The sequence below is a fragment of the Paraburkholderia pallida genome (genome assembly GCF_004524855.1).
In the GTDB taxonomy this organism is placed as follows: Bacteria; Pseudomonadota; Gammaproteobacteria; order Burkholderiales; family Burkholderiaceae; genus Paraburkholderia; species Paraburkholderia oxyphila.
Genome location: NZ_CP038150.1, coordinates 643,759 through 662,528, shown reverse-complemented (window position 1 = coordinate 662,528; position 18,770 = coordinate 643,759). Strand labels below are relative to the sequence as shown.

The 18,770-nt window shown below is 63.3% G+C and carries 16 protein-coding genes; 11 read left to right on the top strand and 5 right to left on the bottom strand.

What is annotated here, in order from left to right:
- Window positions 1-9: 9 nt before the first annotated feature.
- The 10 genes from E1956_RS29610 (at window position 10) to E1956_RS29565 (ending at window position 11,809) form a co-directional block, all read left to right on the top strand.
- A complete protein-coding gene (locus tag E1956_RS29610; RefSeq protein ID WP_134755918.1) occupies window positions 10-2,418 on the top strand; it encodes a xanthine dehydrogenase family protein molybdopterin-binding subunit in 2,409 nt (802 codons plus the stop codon).
- On the top strand, window positions 2,415-3,254 hold the full coding sequence (locus tag E1956_RS29605; protein ID WP_134755916.1) for an FAD binding domain-containing protein: 840 nt from the start codon (window positions 2,415-2,417) through the stop codon (window positions 3,252-3,254). The genes E1956_RS29610 and E1956_RS29605 overlap by 4 nt, the downstream gene beginning before the upstream one ends.
- A gap of 12 nt (window positions 3,255-3,266) precedes the next feature.
- A complete protein-coding gene (locus tag E1956_RS29600) occupies window positions 3,267-4,469 on the top strand; it encodes a xanthine dehydrogenase family Fe-S subunit (protein ID WP_134755914.1) in 1,203 nt (400 codons plus the stop codon).
- A 76-nt stretch (window positions 4,470-4,545) separates the two neighbouring features.
- Window positions 4,546-5,511 carry an amidohydrolase family protein gene (locus tag E1956_RS29595; RefSeq protein ID WP_134755912.1) on the top strand — a complete coding sequence of 322 codons (966 nt, stop codon included), beginning with the start codon at window positions 4,546-4,548 and terminating at the stop codon, window positions 5,509-5,511.
- A 48-nt stretch (window positions 5,512-5,559) separates the two neighbouring features.
- A complete protein-coding gene (locus E1956_RS29590) occupies window positions 5,560-6,312 on the top strand; it encodes a maleate cis-trans isomerase family protein (RefSeq protein ID WP_134755909.1) in 753 nt (250 codons plus the stop codon).
- A 35-nt stretch (window positions 6,313-6,347) separates the two neighbouring features.
- Window positions 6,348-7,202 carry an alpha/beta fold hydrolase gene (locus E1956_RS29585; RefSeq protein ID WP_134755907.1) on the top strand — a complete coding sequence of 285 codons (855 nt, stop codon included), beginning with the start codon at window positions 6,348-6,350 and terminating at the stop codon, window positions 7,200-7,202.
- A gap of 22 nt (window positions 7,203-7,224) precedes the next feature.
- Window positions 7,225-8,259 carry a 2,5-dihydroxypyridine 5,6-dioxygenase NicX family protein gene (locus E1956_RS29580; protein WP_134755905.1) on the top strand — a complete coding sequence of 345 codons (1,035 nt, stop codon included), beginning with the start codon at window positions 7,225-7,227 and terminating at the stop codon, window positions 8,257-8,259.
- A 9-nt stretch (window positions 8,260-8,268) separates the two neighbouring features.
- On the top strand, window positions 8,269-8,892 hold the full coding sequence (locus E1956_RS29575; protein WP_134755903.1) for an N-carbamoylsarcosine amidohydrolase: 624 nt from the start codon (window positions 8,269-8,271) through the stop codon (window positions 8,890-8,892).
- A gap of 142 nt (window positions 8,893-9,034) precedes the next feature.
- Window positions 9,035-10,630 (top strand): MFS transporter, encoded by a 1,596-nt coding sequence (locus tag E1956_RS29570; protein WP_134755901.1) that lies wholly within the window; start codon window positions 9,035-9,037, stop codon window positions 10,628-10,630.
- 87 nt (window positions 10,631-10,717) lie between these two features.
- Complete coding sequence (locus E1956_RS29565) at window positions 10,718-11,809, top strand: porin (protein WP_134755899.1); 1,092 nt, start codon at window positions 10,718-10,720, stop codon at window positions 11,807-11,809.
- 35 nt (window positions 11,810-11,844) lie between these two features.
- On the opposite strand, the gene E1956_RS29560 is transcribed toward E1956_RS29565, so the two are convergent.
- Window positions 11,845-12,345: a MarR family winged helix-turn-helix transcriptional regulator gene (locus E1956_RS29560; protein ID WP_197732961.1), complete on the bottom strand. Its 501-nt coding sequence runs from the start codon at window positions 12,343-12,345 to the stop codon at window positions 11,845-11,847.
- 386 nt (window positions 12,346-12,731) lie between these two features.
- Between E1956_RS29560 and E1956_RS29555 the strand changes: the two genes are divergently transcribed.
- Window positions 12,732-14,057: an MFS transporter gene (locus E1956_RS29555; RefSeq protein ID WP_167760155.1), complete on the top strand. Its 1,326-nt coding sequence runs from the start codon at window positions 12,732-12,734 to the stop codon at window positions 14,055-14,057.
- A gap of 123 nt (window positions 14,058-14,180) precedes the next feature.
- Here the strand turns inward: E1956_RS29555 and E1956_RS29550 are convergent, their stop codons facing one another.
- The 4 genes from E1956_RS29550 to E1956_RS29535 form a co-directional block, all read right to left on the bottom strand.
- The gene (locus tag E1956_RS29550) at window positions 14,181-14,933 is read right to left on the bottom strand and encodes a maleate cis-trans isomerase family protein (protein ID WP_134755897.1); all 753 of its coding nucleotides are present in this window, start codon (window positions 14,931-14,933) and stop codon (window positions 14,181-14,183) included.
- A gap of 30 nt (window positions 14,934-14,963) precedes the next feature.
- Entirely contained in the window at window positions 14,964-16,109 is a 1,146-nt protein-coding gene (locus tag E1956_RS29545; protein ID WP_134755895.1) for an FAD-dependent monooxygenase, read from the bottom strand.
- Between the two features lie 85 nt (window positions 16,110-16,194).
- Window positions 16,195-17,862: an AMP-binding protein gene (locus E1956_RS29540; RefSeq protein WP_134755893.1), complete on the bottom strand. Its 1,668-nt coding sequence runs from the start codon at window positions 17,860-17,862 to the stop codon at window positions 16,195-16,197.
- 22 nt (window positions 17,863-17,884) lie between these two features.
- Window positions 17,885-18,766, bottom strand: coding sequence for a VOC family protein (locus E1956_RS29535; RefSeq protein WP_134755891.1), 882 nt, complete (start codon window positions 18,764-18,766; stop codon window positions 17,885-17,887).
- Between the last annotated feature and the right edge of the window lie 4 nt (window positions 18,767-18,770).

Here is an 18,770-nt window from a genome sequence, read left to right as displayed (position 1 = left end):
AGAAACGCGATGAGCATGACCGAGCACCCTGATGCACCGGTCGAGAGCGGTGGCGTCGGCGCCCGCGTGAGGCGTCGCGAGGACGAGCGCCATTTGCATGGCAAGGGGCGCTTCGTGGCGGACTACACGTTCCCCGACCTGCAGGAGGTGGCGTTCCTGCGCAGCCCGGTTGCGCATGCGCGTATCGTGCGTATCGGCAAGCCGCAGCGTTACGCGGATCAAGTCATCGTGCGCGCGGATATGCAAGGCGCGGCGGACATCGTCGCCGATTCGAGCTTGCCGACATACAAGCCATCGGCGCATCCGCCGCTCGCTGCGGAGAAGGTGCGATTCGTTGGCGAGCCCGTCGCGATGTGCTTTGCGAAAACGCGCGCGCAAGCCGAGGATATTGCGGAAGAGGTCGAGCTGGATCTCGATGAGCTGCCCGCGTTTGCCAACGCCTTCACGGCGCGCGAGCGAACCGATGTGCGCGTGCATGAGCATTGGACCGACAATCTGTTCCTCGATCTGACTGCCGATATCGACTTCGACGCGCGCTCGAAGGACGCCCCGGTCGTCGTCAAGCAGAAGGTGGATCTCGCGCGTCAATGCATGGTGCCCATGGAGGGCAAAGCCGTGCTGGCGTACTGGGATCATCCGCAGTCGCAGCTCGTCGTGATCACGTCGACGCAAGTGCCGCACATGATACGCACGGTCCTTGCGCAGTGCCTCGGCATCGATCATGCGCAGGTGCGCGTGATTTCGCCGGATGTGGGCGGCGCGTTCGGCTACAAGTGCGTGCTGCAGCAGGAGGAGTTGTGCATTGCGTGGCTGGCGCTGACGTTCAAGAAGCCCTTCCGCTTTATTGAAGACCGGCGCGAGCATCTGATCGCGGGCGCCAATACCCGGCAGCATCACTACGAGCTCACCGCCTATGCCGATAAAAGCGGCCGCCTGCTCGCGCTCGATGCCCAACTGCTGATCGACGGCGGCGCCTACTCGGCGTGGCCTTTCACCATCGGGCTGGAAACGGGGCAGGCGCTGGGCAATCTGCCGGGGCCGTACGACTTCAGAGGGTATCGATGCCGGACCCAATGCGCCGCGACGAACAAGCCGGGCTTTCTGCCGTATCGCGGCGTGGCGCGCACGGGCGTGTGCTTCGCCATCGAGCTGACGATGGACGCGATCGCGCGTGCCGTCGGCCGCGAAGCGTGGGAAGTGCGCCATGACAACCTCGTGCGCGGCACCGACATGCCGTACACGAACGTCGTCAAGAAGCACTACGACAGCGGCGACTTCCAGGAAAGCCTGAAGCGGGCGGTCGAGCAGCTGGACGTCGACAAATGGCGCCAGCGTCAACAGGCCGGCGAACCGGACGGCCGGCTGATCGGCATTGGCTTCGCGACCTTTACCGAGCAGTCGGCGCACGGCACGTCCGTGTTCGCCTCGTGGGGCTTGCCCGTGGTGCCCGGCTACGACCTCGCGACGGTCCGCGTCACGGCGGACGGCGGCCTCGAGTTGCGTGCCGGCATTCATTCCCACGGGCAGGGCATGGAAACGACGCTTGCGCAGATCGCCAATGAAGTGCTCGGCGTGCCCCTGCACAAGATCCGTCTCGTGCATGGCGATACGGCGCTCACGCCTTATTCGACCGGAACCTACGCTTCGCGCAGCATCGTCATGGCAGGCGGCGCGGTGGCGGCGACCTGCCGCGAGCTGATTCCGCGTATTGTCAGCATCGGCGCGCATCTGCTGGGCGAGCCAGCCGATGCCGTGCGCTTCGAAGCCGGAGAAGTGATTGGAGCCAGTGGCCGTGTGCCGCTCGCCGATATCGCAACCGCCTGGTACCTGCGGCCCGAACGCTTGCCCGCAGGCGTCAATCTCGCGGGCCTGGAAGCCACCCAGGGATTCAAGCCTAAGGTTGATACCGGGGCCTTCAGTTATGCAACGCATGCAGCGGCGATTGCTGTCGACGCGCGAACGGGCCATGTCGATATTCTCGACTATGTGATCGTCGAGGATTGCGGCCGGATGATCAATCCGATGGTGGTCGAAGGGCAAACCATTGGCGGCACGGCGCAGGGCATCGGCACGGCATTTTATGAAGAGACGCTGTACGACGACAATGCGCAGCCGCTGACCTCCACGCTGGCGGACTACATGCTGCCGGGCCCGACCGAATTACCGCCCGTCAAGATCATTCATATGGAAACACCGTCGCCTTATACCGAGTTCGGTGCGAAGGGCGTGGGGGAAGGCGGGGCGATTGCGCCGCCGGCTGCGCTCTTCAATGCCGTCAACGATGCATTGCGGCCGCTTGGCGCCATCGTCTCCGAAACACCCTTGACGCCACGCCGGCTGCTAGCCGCGATTGCGGCCGCGAAGCACGCGAATGCGGCTGACATCAGGCAGGATCTGACTGACGAGGTGGCGCAATGAAGGCCGCCGCATTCGACTATGTGATGGCGCAGACGCTGCCTGAGGCGCTTGCGGCGCTCGGAGGACAGACGGCCGGCACCAAGCCCATTGCCGGGAGTCAGTCGATGGGCCCGATGCTGAATCTGCGGCTCGCGCGTCCTCGTCAGGTGATCGACGTTTCGCGCATTCCTGATTTACGTTCGGTGTCCGAAACGGGGGATGCGATCCGGGTCGGCGCGGCCGTCACGCACGCGGAAATCGAGGACGGGCGGCATCCCTTGTTGCGCCATCCCTACCTTCAGTTCGTGGCCGGGGGCATCGCATATCGTGCGATCCGCAATCGCGGCACGATCGGAGGCAGTCTCGCGCATGCCGATCCCGCTGCCGACTGGCCGCTTGCCCTGTCGGCACTCGATGCCCGGATCGAGCTTGCCAGGAGCGGTGGCACGCGCATCGTGCGTGCCGCGGACTTCATGCTTGGCGCGTTCACCACGCTGCTCGAAGAGGGTGAAATGATTTTCGCCGTGCTGTTGCCGAAGCTGGGTCCGTCACTGCGATGGGGCTATTACAAGCTCTGCCGCAAAACCGGAGAATTCGCGCATGCGAGCGCCGCGGCCGCATTCGATGCGCGCGCGGGCCTTGCACGCGTCGTGCTCGGCGCCCTGGACGGGCCACCCGTTGCGCTGGACGATCTCGCGCAACACATCGCGCAACGGGGCGCGGACGCCGCCACACCGGAAGCGCTGGAAAGCGCGGTGGCCCGCGCGATGCCCAATGCGGACGCAATCGATCGCGCGATGCATGCCGCGACGCTCGAACGCTGCTTGCAGCAGGCGTTCGGCGTATCTAACAGGTAGACGAGGGTTTCTATGTCGGTAATCGAACTGACGGTCAACGACCTGCCCGTGCGCGGCGAGATCGAGCCACGCGTGCATCTGGGCGATTTTCTGCGTGACGAGCAGCATCTGACCGGTACGCATCTGGGCTGCGAGCATGGCGTCTGCGGCGCCTGCACCGTGCTGGTCGACGACCAGCCCGTGCGCTCGTGCATCACGTTTGCCGTCGCGTGCAACCGTCAGCAGGTCCGCACGATCGAAGGATTCGGCGACGACGAGCTCATGGCGCGTCTGCGCCGTTCTTTTTCACAACATCATGCGCTGCAATGCGGCTACTGCACGCCTGGCATGCTGATCACCGCGCGAGACATCGTGCAGCGCTTTCCGGACGCCGACGAGGCCCGGATCCGCCTCGAATTGTCGGGCAATCTGTGCCGTTGCACGGGTTACATGGGCATTGTGGCGGCGATCAAGGCGGTGCTCGCCGACTTGAAGGTTCATCCGCTCGCAGAGGCGCTGGAAGAGGCGGCCAATCGCGTCGCCCGTGTTGCTCCGGCATTACCGCAGAGCCACACCTTTGAGACTTTCACCGCCGCACCCGCTGTGCCCGCCGCGCCATCGATTCCCGCGCCAGCCAATACAGGATCGAGTGACCAGGCAAGCGCGCAGCGAAAAGGCTGGACCGCGATCGACGACAGTTTCGTCGTGCCGTTTCCGCTCGAGAAGGTGTGGGCTTTCATGGGCGATCTACCCTCCGTTACAGCCTGTCTTCCTGGCGCCGAACTGACCGAGCACGACGACGAAGCGGTGAAGGGGAAAATCGCAATCAAGTTCGGCCCGATGTCGGCTAATTTCGCGGGCGCGGCGCGTCTCGAACGCAACGATGCTGCGCATCGGGCCGTCATGCGTGGGGCAGGGCAGGACAACATCAGCCGCTCGCGCGCGAATGGCGATGTCACGTATGCGTTGAGCCCCGAAGCCGGCGGTACCAGCACGCGCGTGGCCGTCACGCTCGAATACATGCTACAGGGACCGCTCGCGCAGTTCTCGCGTTCGGGGCTCGTCAAGGACTTTGTGCGGCGGATGATCGCCGACTTTGGCTCACGCATTACGGCACAACTGGGCGGCAGCGACGCGCCGCAGGCGAGCCCGGCGTCCCAGAAGTTCAACATGGGCAGCCTGATCTGGAGCGTGGTCTGGGGCCGTATTGCGCGGCTGTTTGGCAAGCAGGCTTAGCCGAAAGCGCACACCGGGTTTCACCCCGGATTTCGCAAACCTATTTCGTCAGTACGCTGATTATATGGAACGTGACATGACCCATCGGATTCGCAAGATCGCGCTGGAAGAACATTTTTCGGCGCCAGGATTCCAGAGCTACTCGAAGAGTTTCACGCAGCATATTGCGCCCGAGGTCTTGCGCGACCTTGCAGCGCGTCTAACCGACTTCAACGAACAGCGCCTCGATGAAATGGATCGCGCGGGCATCGCTTATACGATCCTCTCGCAGACGGGGCCAAGCGTTCAGGGCGAACCCGATCCCGCGGTGGCGATTGCGCGCGCGAGAGCGAACAACGATTTCCTTGCCCAGCAGATTGCGCGCCATCCCGCACGCTTCGGCGGATTCGCCACGTTGCCGATGCACACCCCAGAGGCGGCATCGGCTGAGTTGACGCGCGCGGTGCGCGAACTCGGCTTCAAGGGCGCGCTCGTCAACGGCCATACATTCGGCACGTATTACGACGACCCTGCCTACGACGCGTTCTGGGCGACGCTGCAGGAACTCGACGTGCCGTTCTACCTGCACCCGGCCGACGCATGCGTGAACCCGCGCGTGCTCGACGGCCACCCGGAGCTCACGGGAGCGACATGGGGCTGGGGTGTCGAAACGGCAAGCCATGCGCTGCGTCTCTTGTTCGGGGGCGTCTTCGACCGCTTCCCGAACGTGAAGCTGATTCTCGGCCACATGGGCGAAGGGTTGCCGTTCCTGCGCTGGCGCTTCGATAGCCGCTTTGCGGCCTACCCGTATGGCGTGGTGCTGGCGCGCGCGCCGTCGGCCTACATCGGCACCAATATCGTGATCACGACGTCGGGCGTGTGCTCTGCGCCGGCGCTGCTCGGCGCGATCGGCGAGATGGGCCCGCAAGCCGTGTTGTTCTCTGTTGACTACCCGTACGAATCGACGGCGATTGCAGCGGATTTCATCGAACAGGCGCCGCTCGACGAGGCGGTCCGCGAGCTCGTCTGCTACCGCAACGCAGAGCGCCTGTTCAGGCTTTGACGCGCCGGTGCACGAGCCTTCTTTCTAACCTCACTGAAGCAGGTTGATATGTACAAGACTTATCGGATTGGCCAGATCGTGCCGAGCTCGAATACGACGATGGAAACGGAAATCCCGGCGATGCTGATGGCGCGCCAGTCCATCCGTCCGGAGCGGTTCACGTTCCATTCGAGCCGGATGCGCATGAAGAAAGTGGTCAAGGAAGAACTCGCCGCGATGGATGCCGAGTCGGACCGCTGCGCCACGGAACTCAGCGATGCGCGCGTCGACGTGCTGGGCTACGCGTGTCTCGTTGCGATCATGGCCATGGGGCACGGCTATCACCGCGTGTCGCAGGAGCGTCTGCGCGGGCGCACCGTCGAAAACGGCGGGGCCGCGCCGGTCATCACCAGTGCGGGCGCGCTTGTCGATGCGCTCAAGGTGATCGGCGCACGGCGCATCGTGGTGGTCGCGCCGTACATGAAGCCGCTCACGGAGCTGGTGGTCGACTATATCCGCAACGAAGGCTACGAGGTGCTGGATTATCGCGCGCTCGAGATTCCGGACAACCTCGAAGTGGGCCGTCATGACCCGAGCTTGTTGCCGGGCATCGTGGCGCAGATGGACACGCAGCACGCCGACGCCATCGTTCTTTCGGCATGCGTGCAGATGCCGTCACTGCCTGCGGTTGCAAAGGTGGAGGCGATGACGGGCAAGCCGGTGATCACCGCCTCGATCGCCACGACCTACGCGATGCTCAAGCAGCTGGGGCTGGAAGCGGTGGTGCCGGGTGCGGGTGCGCTGCTTTCGGGCGCTTACTGAACACGCCATCGATTGATACCGGAGCGGAGAACCCTATGAGCCAGCGTTCAACTTTCCTGTATGGCGGCAACGTTCATGCGAACGGGATCCGTCAACACTATCTGCGCTTCGGCGGGACAGAGGCCGGGCGAAGCGGGCGCGACCCCGTGATCATCGTGCCGGGCATCACCAGCCCCGCGGTGACATGGGGCTTCGTCGGCGAACACTTCGGCCAGGTGTTCGACACCTATGTGCTCGATGTGCGCGGGCGCGGCCTGTCGTCGTCCTCCAACGACCTCGATTACAGCCTCGACGCACAGGCGGCAGACCTCATCGCCTTCGCGCAAGCGCTGAATCTGGAGCGCTATAGCGTGGCGGGTCATTCAATGGGCGGACGCATCGGCATGCGTGCGGCGCGCGCAAAGCCATCCGGACTCGCGCGGCTGGCGATGATCGATCCGCCGGTGTCCGGGCCCGGGCGGCGTGCCTATCCGGCGCAGCTTCCCTGGTACATCGATTCGATCCGGCAAGCGATCGGCGGCATGGACGCCGAGGCCATGCGCGCGTACTGCCCAACCTGGACCGACGAGCAATTGAGGCTGCGCGCCGAGTGGCTGCATACCTGCAATGAGCTTGCGGTCCGTACCAGCTTCGAGGGCTTCCATACAGATGACGTGCATGCGGGCCTCGCGCAACTGACCCTTCCTCTGCTGCTGATCACGGCTGCCCGCGGCGAAGTGGTTCGCGACGCGGACGTGGAGGAGATGCGGGCGCTCGCCCCGCAACTGCAGGATACACGTGTGCCGGATGCCGGCCACATGATTCCTTGGGACAACGCGCCCGGATTCTATCGCGCATTCGGCGACTTTCTTGGCGTGGCGCTTCCGTCTTCGTCAGCCATCGTTTGCTGATTCACACAATCAAGGAGGCGAGATGCCTGTTAGTGACTTCCAGATGGTCGAAGCGTGGACGAAGGTACTCAAGCTATCGCGGCTCGAGCCGGGGCAGAACGTCACGATTTTGACCAGCTCGGCCACGCATCCGCAGACGCTCGCGACCGCGCTGATTGCAACCCAGTCGATGGGCGCGGTCGTGAACCGACTCGATCTGCCGCCCGTCAATGGCGAGAAGGCCCTGAGCCGTGATTCGCTGGCTTATTTGGGCACGACGCCACTGACGGGGAACCGGGCCGCCATCGCAGCGCTCAAGGAAAGCGACCTCGTGCTCGACCTGATGACGTTGCTGTTTTCGCCGGAGCAACTCGATATCCTGAAGACGGGAACGAAGATTCTGCTCGCCGTCGAGCCGCCCGAAGTGCTGACGCGGCTCGTGCCCACCGAGGCGGATCGCGAGCGCGTACTGGCCGCGCGAGCGCGCATTGCACGGGCGAAAGAGATGCGCATCGTTTCCAGGGCAGGCACGGACTTTCGCTGTCCGCTCGGTGAATTCGAGCCGATCGCGGAATATGGTTACGTGGATGAGCCTGGGCGGTGGGATCACTGGCCAAGCGGTTTCGCACTGACGTTCCCGAACGAGGGCGGCGCACACGGGCGTATCGTGATCGATCGCGGGGACATTCTCCTGCCGCAAAAGTGTTACGTGAATGACCCGATTGCATTGACCGTCGAGCAGGGCTTCGCCACGCGTATCGAAGGCGCGATCGACGCGCAGTTGCTGTCCGAATACATGGCCAGCTTCAACGATCCCGAGGCTTACGCGATCTCGCACATTGGCTGGGGGCTGCAACCGCGTGCCCACTGGTCGACGCTCGGACTCTACGACCGCGAGGCGACCATCGGGATGGATGCGCGTGCCTTCGAGGGCAATTTTCTGTTCTCTCTCGGGCCCAACAACGAGGCTGGCGGAAAACGCACGACCACCTGCCACATCGACATCCCTCTGCGGCACTGCGACGTCTACCTCGATGGCGAGGCAGTCGTGCGCAATGGCGTGGTACTCGACCGATAGGAGCAACAGATGCCCAGTGATATCGACACCTACCAGCGCCAAAGCTTCGGGACGCCATTACAGCCGAAGGGGCAGGCAGGGCTGCTCATCATCGACTTCGTCAACGGCTTCGCAGATCCGGCCGTGTTTGGCGGCGGCAACGTCGCGCAGGCGATTGCCAATACGGTGCCGCTCCTCGTGCATGCTCGAGAACAGGGCTGGCCGATCGCGCATACGCGCATCGTGTTTGCGGACGACGACTCGGACGAAAACATCTTCACACTGAAGGTTCCGGGCTTGCTCACGTTGAAGGAGCACGCACACAACAGCGCGATCGTGCCGCAATTGACGCCTCGTGAAGGGGAGCTCGTGGTGCGAAAAACGGTGCCTTCGGCGTTCTTCGGGACCTCGTTGGCCGCGTGGCTCGCCCAGCGTGGCGTGCAAACGCTGGTGGTGGCCGGGGCGGTGACAAGCGGTTGTGTGCGCTCGAGCGTCGTGGATGCCATGCAGTATGGTTTTCGACCCTTCGTTTTGTCGGATTGTGTCGGCGATCGCGCCATCGCGCCGCACGATGCCAATTTGTTCGATATGGCGCAGAAATATGCTGCCGTGATGTCGCGTGACGAAGCGCTCGACATGCTCGCGGCGCGGTAACGGGTAGCAAGGAGCGGGCGCGTGAAACATCGCGCGTTCGCTCCGGTGTCATGTCGTGGGGCGATTTTCGGTGATATGGATTCACCGCTATTAATAAGTATAACTATTAAATATAAGGCCATCGTGCCTGCATGGAGAGACAATGGATATCCCCAGGTCGGCGTCCTCTGCGCGCCTTGTCACCCGACATGAGTTGACGCTGATCGTCGCTTCCTCGTTTGGCGCGCTGCTCGAATGGTACGACTTTTATATCTACGCCGCGCTAGCGGGCACGTTCAGTACGTTGTTTTTCCCCAGCGGCAACGAAACCACGGCATTCCTGACCAGTCTCGCCACGTTCGGCGCCGGGTTTCTGGTGCGTCCGCTCGGTGCGTTGTTTTTCGGCCGGCTCGGCGACAGGATTGGCCGCAAATACACCTTCATGGCCACCATCGTTCTGATGGGCATGGCGACCGTCGGTGTCGGGCTGCTGCCGCCTTTCACGAAAATCGGCATGCTCGCGCCGCTATTGCTCGTAGTGCTGCGACTGCTGCAAGGCTTCGCGCTGGGAGGGGAAACGGGCGGCGCGGCGACTTACCTGGCCGAACACTCACCGGCGCACCGCCGCGGCTTTTACACCAGTTCATTGCAGACTACGGCAACCCTGGGTCTGCTGACCTCGATCGCCGTGGTGAGCGCCAGCCGGGCGTTGATGGACAGCGCTGCGTTTCAGGAGTGGGGCTGGCGCGTGCCGTTTCTGGTATCGCTGATCTTGCTGCTGATCTCGGTCTATCTTCGCACCAGGCTGGCCGAATCGCCGACATTTCAGGCCATGAAGCACGCGGGCACATTGTCGAAGTCGCAGATTAGCGAGAGCTTCGGCAAGTGGGAGAACCTCAAGTATGTGCTCATCATGCTGTTTAGCACCGCGTCGGGTGTCGGGGTCGTGTTTGGAACCGGCCACTTCTACACGATGTATTTTCTGCAGAATACGTTGAAGGTCGCGCCCAACACGGTCAATCTTTACCTCTCCATGGCGCTGATCGGTGTCTTCCCGTTCTATCTGTTCTTCGGTTGGCTCTCCGACCGTATCGGCCGCAAGTGGATCATGATGAGCGCCTGTCTGTTGCTGATGCTCACGACGCAGCCGATCTTTCACGCGCTGACCCATTACGCGAATCCCGAACTGGAAGCGTTCCAGCAAAGCTCGCCCGTGGTTGTCCATGCCGATGATTGCCGTTTTTCGCTGTTCGGCGCGCCGAAGTCCGAGTGCGACCGTATTCGCGCTTTGCTGACTGCATCGGGTGTTTCGTACCAGCAGGTCCCGCTGCAAGCGGGCCAAACCACCGCAACGACCATCGGTGGTCTGACTGTGCATGGGGCCGACCAGCAAGCCCTGGAGCATGCGCTGCTGGCGGCCGGCTGGGTGCAACACGCCGATCCCGAGCGGATCAACGCCCCCATGGTCGTGTTCCTCATGTGGCTGCTGATCATGTATCTGGCGATGATCTACGGACCCATGGCCGCGTTCATGGTCGAACTGTTCCCCGCGAGGATCCGCTATACGTCGCTGTCACTCCCGTTCCATGTCGGATCCGGATGGTTTGGCGGGATGCTGCCGTTTGTGGTTTCGGCGATGGCGGTAGCGAAGGGGAACGTCTACTTCGGCCTTTGGTATCCCGTAGTCGTCGCGGGCATCTCGCTGATCGTCGGTGTCGCTTTTGTCCCGGAAACTTGCCACCGGGACATCTCGAAGTAACTGAAGGCGCTCACTTCAATCAGGAAGTTTCTCCCTGTGCGTTCGCACAGGGAGGCCTTCTTGCGACCTCTCGAACAGGGATTCGAAATGAAAATGTCATGGGCCGTTGCCGCGACGGCATGGACTTTGGTGGCCGCCGCATCCGTGCATGCGCAGTCTTCCGTGCAGCTCTGGGGGGCGCTGGACGCGGGCATTACGATGGTGACCAATGCGAAGGGTGGCCACGCCTACACGATGGACAACGGCATCGCGACGCCCAACCTGTGGGGCTTGCGTGGCACAGAAGACCTCGGCGGCGGCAATAAGGCGATATTCGAACTGATCGACCAATTCAATCTCGGCACGGGCGCCATTTTTCCGACCAATGGCGGCGGACTTTTTGGTCGAAATGCTTATGTGGGGCTTGCGAACGACCGCTACGGGAAACTGACGCTCGGCGAGCAGTACGATTTCATGATCGACTCGTTGCTGCGCTTTGACAATTCGATCTCCATCGCGGGACTTTATGGTTTTAGACAGGGACCATTTTCCGCGCTCGGCATTCCTGGCAATTCAACCGGGAGCTCGAACTTCGATCGCATGTCCGGCACCGCCATGCCCAACTCGGTCAAATACACGACGCCCACCTGGTACGGACTGTCGGCCGGGGCGCAATACGGCTTTGGGGGCGTCGCGGGCTCGGTGGCGCGCAATGACGGCAACAGCTTCGGCGTCAATTATTCCAATGGCCCGGTTTCCGTCGGCGCGGCGTACACGTATCAGCGCTACGCGCAACTCTCGGAGGGCATAGGCGGGATACGCAACTTCGGCGCGGGCGCGGAGTACCGGTTCGGTCTGTCCGGCCTTAACGTGCTGTACACGAACACGAAAAACACGGCGAACAACGCGACGATCAACGTGTACCAGATCGGCGCGCACTATCAGGCGACGCCGGCTTTATCGGTGGGTGGCGACTACGAACTGATGAAAGGCAATGCGGTGCTCGCCGGCAACAAAGCCAACCAGTTTGCACTGGGCCTGCGTTACGCGCTGTCGAAAGCCACATTGCTGTACACGGAAGCGGTGTACCAGAAGGTGAGCGGGGAGCACGATCCCCAGGCGTGGATCATGGCGGTATCGGGCGCATCGAGCAACGACAAGCAACTGCTTGCGCGGGTAGGAATCTTGCATCGCTTTTGACCGCGCGCGGGCCGGTGTCGCACGCCATTGAGCTTTCAGTCGAAATGTTTCAGCGATGTACGTCCGTACTGGTTATTGCCTTCGACCAGCAGCATCATCATGCGAACGAACTCGGCGCGCTCTTTCGGATCCAGCGGCGCAAGAAACCGAACCTGGGCTTCGCGCATGCTCTCGTACATCTCGTTCATGACACGACGTCCTTTGGTGGTGATATTGGCGATCTTCTGGCGCCCGTCGGCGGGACTCGGCTCGCGCTTGACGAGCCCACGTTCTTCGAGCCGGCGCAACACATCGGCCATCGTTGTGCGGTCGACACCGACTTCGGCGCACAGGGAGGTCTGGTCGAGTCCTGGCCGCTCACTCAGGGTGGTCAACAGGCCATATTGAACCGGTGTGATTTCGAAGCCCTTGCAGCACTCGAAGAAGAGCGCGATATGAATCTGATTGAGACGGCGGATGAGAAAGCCAGGGCGCTGCCACAAATGCCCGGTTTCGATGGTGGCGCTGGCAGCTTTCGTATCGGCAACGGTGCCCATGTTCGACCTTTTGAAAAGCACTAACTATGCAAGTTTAACGGCGTCCTGCTCACATGTCACAAGCGTCCGGTTCGAACAGGAGGCCGGCCTGTATCGGGACGACGAACGAATCAGGACAAACCCTCCCTTGAACACTCGACAAAGGATGTTGCGCACGGCATTTTTTCCGGATACAACGTAAACCGTCAGCGTACTGAACAATTGATGACGGAGCAAATCTTTTCCACCCCACGGTCCGGGTAACCGCCGCTAACAAGAAAACGGCACTTCGCAACAAGATCAGGAACCTTCGGACTTTTGTCCTCATGTTCCCCTCATATGATCAGTGTACTGATTATAGGATGCATGCGTCGGCCCCGGATTCAATCTGTGTTTGGAGATCAGCGATGAGTTCTACCCCTATCCGTACGGATCAGGGCGCCCTGGAAGGGCGCTCGATGAGCCGCAATGACATCAAGACCCTCTCGCTTGCGTCGCTGGGCGGCGCGCTCGAGTACTACGACTTCATCGTTGCCGTGTTCTTTACCAAGCTGCTTGCAACGGTATTTTTCCCGCCCCACACGCCACCGTGGCTCGCGCAGCTGGAGGTGTTCTGCATCTTCGCGGCCGGGTATCTGGTGCGCCCCATCGGCGGGATCTTCTTTGCGCACTTTGGCGACAGGATCGGCCGCAAGAAGATGTTTGCACTGAGCCTGTTCCTGATGGCCGCCCCCACGCTGCTGATCGGACTCTTGCCCAGCTATGCCACGTTCGGCCTCGGTGCGCCCTTGCTGTTTCTGCTATGTCGCGTGCTTCAGGGTTTGTCGGTCGGCGGCGAGGTGCCGGGGGCATGGATCTTCTGCGCGGAACATGTCCGGCGTGACCGGGTCGGTCTCGCATGCGGCCTGCTGATGTCGGGCTTGTGCACGGGCATCCTGCTTGGCGCATTGAGCGCGAAGTTTCTCATCGGCAATCTCGACGCAGACAGTCTCACGACATGGGGATGGCGTGTTCCTTTCATTGCCGGCGGTCTGTTCGGGTTGATCTCGGTTTATCTGCGCCGCTATTTGCAGGAAACGCCGGTGTTCGAGGCCCTTCGTGCGAAGCGCCAGGCCGACTCGCGGCTGCCGCTTTCGGTCGTGCTCACGCAGCATGGCAAGGCGGTGCTTTTCGGCCTGCTGGTTACGTGGGTGTTCTCGGGAATTTTCGTTCTCTATTTCCTTTACACGCCCACGCTATTGCAGACGCAGTTTCACTTTGCGCCCAAGGAGGTGTTCACCAATAACTCGTGGTCGATACTCGGTCTGATTGTGGGCAGCTCAGTGGCGGGCTGGGCCGCGGACAGGATCGGCGGCGGCCGCGCCTATGCGATCGGCAGCGCCGCGATGCTGGCCGTGAGCGTGGCCTTCTTCATGGCGCTTGCCGCGAAGAGCGCCGCGGTTTGGCCGCTTTACATCGCCGGAGGATTCATCATCGGCACGATCACGCTCGGGCCTTACATCATCGTCAAGTCGTTTCCGGCCGAAGTGCGCTTCACGGGCTTCGCGCTGTCGTACAACGTCGCCTATGCCGTGTTCGGCGGCACCGCGCCTGCGCTCGCGTCCTATCTCGTGGGCAAGCAGGGCTTCGTGATGGCGCCGGCGTGGTACATCGCAGCACTGTCCGTGCTCGGGATGCTGATCGGTGTGATCTGGCGTGCGCCGCGTCACGCCGACCCTGCGGCAGCGCACTGATTCTGCTGCGCGGCCCGCACCGTGTCAGCGGGACCACACGGATGCGGGCCGATTCACGGCGCCAGGCAGCCTGTGTGCCCGCCCGCATCCGGCACATGAGCCTGAACGCCGCGTTGTGACGAATCACGCGGCCTGCAATAACGCCCCGGCGCCGGGAACCACCGGCGCCAGACCGAGATGCTCGAGCATCCGCCGTACCGTGCAGACGGCGGTCGACACCGTTGGAATTCCGGTTGCATCCTGAATGCGCTGGACGGCCGGCAGCGACGGCATCTGCACGCATGCAGATGCGACGATCACGTCGACGCCACGCGTGTCGAGACGCTTCACGTCTTCCAGCAATTGCAGCGGATCGCGCCGTCCCACTTCCAGGTTGTCGGGAATCTCGAAGCAGATCGCATCGGCGACCTCGATCCCTTCGTGCTCGATGTACTGCACGACGAGGTCGGTCAGTGGCTTCATGTAAGGCGCCATGAGCGCGATGCGGCGCGCGCCCAGCGTCTTCAGCCCTTCGACCAGCGCGCCAGCCGATGTCATCACCGGCGCGAGGCACTGGTTGGCTCGCGCGATTTCGGTCAGTTCCCGCTCGATCTGGCGGTGGTACCCGAGCCCCATCGCCATGATGGCCACGAGGCACGCGGTGCTCATCACGTCCACCCGTGCGTCGGCCAGTTCCGCGGCGCAGCGCAGCCCTTCCTTGTTCATCGCTGCCAGTTCCTCGCGGGTCACCTTGTGCATGCGCATTCGGCTCGAGTGGAACGTGAAGCGTTCGTCGGGACGAATCGCCTCGCGTGCGCGGAACATGGCGGGAATCTCGGTTTCCATCGTCGTGTTGGAGCTGGGCACGATCTGCCCGATGCGGTAAAGCTGGGTCACGGTGTCTTCCTCTATTCGAAGGTGCGGGTATCAGGCAACCACGGGGCTGCCCTGCAGCGCTTCGCAGGCCGCGGCGAAACGCGGGTCGCGCTGCTTGAGGTCTTCGTGGCTGACCTGTCCGGTGCGGCGCATGTAGTCGTAGGCGAAGCGCAGCGGATCGAGGTGCAGCTTGTCGGCGACGTTTTCATACCAGTCGAGGCTCTTCGCCGCCGCACTCTGGAAGCTCGACGATGCAGGCCTGCGCTCAGCCTCGAATGCCTCGAACGCGCCGGGGAGGTTGTCCGGATGCGCCGCCACCGCACGGTGCAGCGCGATCGCGTCCTGCATCGCCATGCGCGTGCCCGAGCCGAGCGAGAAGTGCACGGTGCGCAGCGCATCGCCGAGCAAGACGATGTTGCCGTGGCTCCAGCGCTCGTTGCTGACGATGTTCGCTTCGAACCAGAGCGAACGGTTGGTCAGCAGTTCGTTGCTGCCCAGCTCGGCGCGGAACACTTCGGTGCAGAAGCGCCGGCTCTCGTCCTCGCTCGCCTTGTCGAGCCCGGCGCGTTGCCAGGTCGCGGGATCGACTTCGACGAGGAAGGTCGACAGTTCGGGGCTGTACTGATAGCTGTGCGCGATGAACACGCCATGCCCGGTTTCACGGAAAATCAGCGAGACAGGGTGGAAGCGCTGATGCGTGCCGTACCACGCGAACTTGTTGCGACGCCTGACGAACTGCGGTTGAAAGTGTGCGGCCAATTGGGTGCGCACCGCGCTGTTGCCGCCGTCGGCGGCCACCAGCAAGTCGCAGTCCGCGGCAAGCGCACCGACATCGTCGATGCGCCGGCCGTACTCGAAGCGGATCCCCTCGCGCTCGCACGCATGCTGCAGAACCCGCAACATGTCGATGCGCGAGGTGCGCGAGAAGTGGTTGCCGTGCACCTGCACGTGGGTGCCCCGGTGCACGATTTCCATGTAGTCGCAGCGCTCATGGTGAGCGATGAACGCCTCGAAGAAGTCCGGGTCGGCTTCCTTGAGGAAGGACAGGCCGACGTCGGAGAACACGACGCCCCAGCCATAAGTCGCGCCCTCGGGGTTTTGTTCGTAGATACGGATTTGATGGGCGCGATTGTGCTTTTTGGCTAGCAGTGCGAAGTACATGCCGGCCGGGCCGGCGCCCACGATGTCGATCTTCATGGTGTGGCGTCCTGGGTGTTGGAGGTTGCTGATGCGCACCCGCACTCGCGCGGGTAGGGCAGGTAGTCGATTGGAGCCAGTGCGCTCATGGCTTGCCCTCCTGCTCCAGGATGCCGGAGATGTGCCGCTTCATCGCCGGCTTGTCCACCTTGCCGACACGCGTGAGCGGAAACTCGTCGACCACCATGACGCGCTCGGGGCACTTGTATTTGGCGAGGCCGCGCCCGACGAGAAATTGTCCGAGCGCCTGCACATCCGGCGCCTGCATGCCGGGGCGCGCGATGATGTAGATGCAGCCCTTCTCGCCGTAGAACGGATCGGGCATGGCCACGAGCTTGGCGTCGGCCACGGCGGGATGCTGGCTGACGTGGCCTTCCACCTCCTCGCAGCCGATCTTCTCGCCGCCGCGGTTGACGTTGTCGCGCAGACGCCCCTCGAACGTGTAATAGAGCGCGTCGCCAATCCGGCGTGCGGTGACCAGGTCGCCGGTCCGGTAGAAGCCATCGGTGGTGAAGGACTGGGCGTTGGCTTCGGGGCTCGCGAAATAGCCCGTGAGGCTCGAGGGGCCACGAAAGCACAGCTCGCCAATCTCGCCTTCCGGCACCGCGCGTTCGGATCCGGGCTCGAGCAGCCGGATTTCGTCATCGTCGCAGCCGGAGCGGCCTTGGGTCCCGTGGCGCGCCTCGGCGGGGGCGTCGGCCGGTGACCCGAGCAGCAGGCCTTCGGTGATGCCGTACAGGTTCGAACAAGGCACGTCCAGATGGGCCTCGAGCGTATCGGAGCGGCTCAGCGTCGAGAACAGCTTCAGCGACGACAGATCGTGGCGCGCGATGTCCGGATAGGCCATCAGCTGGGGCGCAATGGGCCCGATCGACAGCGCGTGCGTGACCCGGTGCTCCCCGATCAGGTCCAGCATGCGCGGGATGTCCACCCTGGGCATCAGCACCACCGTGACACCCGTCAGCGCGGCGGGAATCAGCGTGTATAGCTGGCCGGCGTTGTGCATCAGCGGCAGCGACCAGATCAGCCGGCTATCGGCGTCGATGCGGTAGCGTCGCATCCAGCCGGCGGAGTGGCCCAGGTATTCGGCATGAAAGCGCGGAATGATCTTGGGTACGCCGGTGGTGCCTCCGGAGAGCTGGAAGCTGAGCACGTCTGCCAGACCGATGGACTCGCGGGCAAGGCGCTCACGGGCCCGCTCGAGCGGCGTGCCGTCGATCAGCGCTTGCAGACTGGCGGCGCCGGCGCGTTCTCCGCGCACGATGACGAGGTGCTCGAGCGAGGCATGGCGCGCCATCATCGACTCGGCAAACGCCGGCAGGTCAAAGCTCGTTCCAAAGTCCGCCTGCACGAAGTAGCCGCGCGCGCCGGATTGCTCAGTGAGCTGGCCGATCTCGATCTCGCGGTGTTGAGGCAGCGAGCAGACCGGCACGATGCCGGCCTTGAAGCAGGCCAGCAGTGCGATGGCGGTCTCGATCGTGGTGCCGAGCTGAAAGATGGCCCGGTCGCCCGGTACGAGCCCGGATGTCAAAAGGGCGGCGCCGAGTCGCTCGGTCGCCTCGTCTAGCTCGGCGAAACTGATGCTGCGCTCTTCGCCGATAAAGGCCGCGCGCTGCGGATGGCGCCGGGCACTCGCGCGCAACGCGTCGCCGACGGTCGTGGCGATCCAGGAGCCGCTGGCGAGAGCGGCTTCGGCTCGCGCCGCAGGGGGGTACACGACGCCGGCAATCGGGTGTTCGACATGGGTCTGCATGGTGGTCTCCTCCTGCGCCTGCTCAGGATTGTGCCGGCGCAATGCGCAGGACGTCGCGGTCGAAACGCTCGATGAGCCCATGCACGCCGCCGGTCAGCATGCCGTACCACAGGGCCGGCTTGAAACCGAGTGCCTTGCGTTCGAATTCGACGGGGCCATCGGCCTCGATTACATCGTATTCCTTACCTTCACGCACACGGCAATCCGGATGCCGCTGCGCGGCATCCACGAGGGGCGCGAACTCCTCCACGCGGGGAACGGCAATGCTTACCGGCGCGCCGGATGCCACACCGTGTTCCCTCAGCAACGCCGCCTTGCGGTTCCAGATCGCATCCACGGTATCGAGCGCATGGCCACCCGCGCGCGCGGCGTCCTCCAGTCCCATCGCTGCCTGCAGCGTCAGCCAGGCATCGGCCGCGTCCAGCGCCGTCAGCGGCCGCAGTTTGTGCGTGAACTCCACGAAGTAGCCGTTGGGGTCGCGCACATAAATGGATTCGATCACTTCATGCCGGGTCTCCACCGACACGTCCAGCCCTTGCGCTTCCAGATGCTGCTTCCACGCGCGAAGTTCCTCGGGGCCGTCGACGAGCCAGGCGGTATGGGTGGCGTCGGCTACGTGGTCGTCCGGCAGCGGCCGGACGGCGGCACGCTCGCGCATTCCCGCAGGCTCTTCGCTGCCGAGGTAGTAAAAGAAGGCAATCGTGCTGCCGTTGCCGCTATCGAAGAAGAAATGCAGGAAGTCCGGGTGCGTTTGCGGCCCCCAGCCGCGCGCGGAGATCACGTGAATCAGCGGCAGGCCGAGCTTGTCGCTGTAGAACTCGACGGTCTCGCGCAGCCGCCAGGTGGGGCGCGCCGTGTGGTCGACGCCTCGCAGCGTCAGGGCAGGGAGAGTGCGTTCGGACATCGAT

Excerpts from the sequence above, each read along its gene's own strand:
- E1956_RS29605 (WP_134755916.1), top strand. The coding sequence starts at position 2,415 with ATGAAGGCCGCCGCATTCGACTATGTGATGGCGCAGACGCTGCCTGAG.
- E1956_RS29565 (WP_134755899.1), top strand. The coding sequence starts at position 10,718 with ATGAAAATGTCATGGGCCGTTGCCGCGACGGCATGGACTTTGGTGGCC.
- E1956_RS29555 (WP_167760155.1), top strand. The coding sequence starts at position 12,732 with ATGAGTTCTACCCCTATCCGTACGGATCAGGGCGCCCTGGAAGGGCGC.
- E1956_RS29585 (WP_134755907.1), top strand. The coding sequence starts at position 6,348 with ATGAGCCAGCGTTCAACTTTCCTGTATGGCGGCAACGTTCATGCGAAC.
- E1956_RS29540 (WP_134755893.1), bottom strand. The coding sequence starts at position 17,862 with ATGCAGACCCATGTCGAACACCCGATTGCCGGCGTCGTGTACCCCCCT.
- E1956_RS29535 (WP_134755891.1), bottom strand. The coding sequence starts at position 18,766 with ATGTCCGAACGCACTCTCCCTGCCCTGACGCTGCGAGGCGTCGACCAC.
- E1956_RS29575 (WP_134755903.1), top strand. The coding sequence starts at position 8,269 with ATGCCCAGTGATATCGACACCTACCAGCGCCAAAGCTTCGGGACGCCA.
- E1956_RS29560 (WP_197732961.1), bottom strand. The coding sequence starts at position 12,345 with ATGGGCACCGTTGCCGATACGAAAGCTGCCAGCGCCACCATCGAAACC.
- E1956_RS29570 (WP_134755901.1), top strand. The coding sequence starts at position 9,035 with ATGGATATCCCCAGGTCGGCGTCCTCTGCGCGCCTTGTCACCCGACAT.
- E1956_RS29580 (WP_134755905.1), top strand. The coding sequence starts at position 7,225 with ATGCCTGTTAGTGACTTCCAGATGGTCGAAGCGTGGACGAAGGTACTC.
- E1956_RS29610 (WP_134755918.1), top strand. The coding sequence starts at position 10 with ATGAGCATGACCGAGCACCCTGATGCACCGGTCGAGAGCGGTGGCGTC.
- E1956_RS29590 (WP_134755909.1), top strand. The coding sequence starts at position 5,560 with ATGTACAAGACTTATCGGATTGGCCAGATCGTGCCGAGCTCGAATACG.
- E1956_RS29600 (WP_134755914.1), top strand. The coding sequence starts at position 3,267 with ATGTCGGTAATCGAACTGACGGTCAACGACCTGCCCGTGCGCGGCGAG.
- E1956_RS29595 (WP_134755912.1), top strand. The coding sequence starts at position 4,546 with ATGACCCATCGGATTCGCAAGATCGCGCTGGAAGAACATTTTTCGGCG.
- E1956_RS29545 (WP_134755895.1), bottom strand. The coding sequence starts at position 16,109 with ATGAAGATCGACATCGTGGGCGCCGGCCCGGCCGGCATGTACTTCGCA.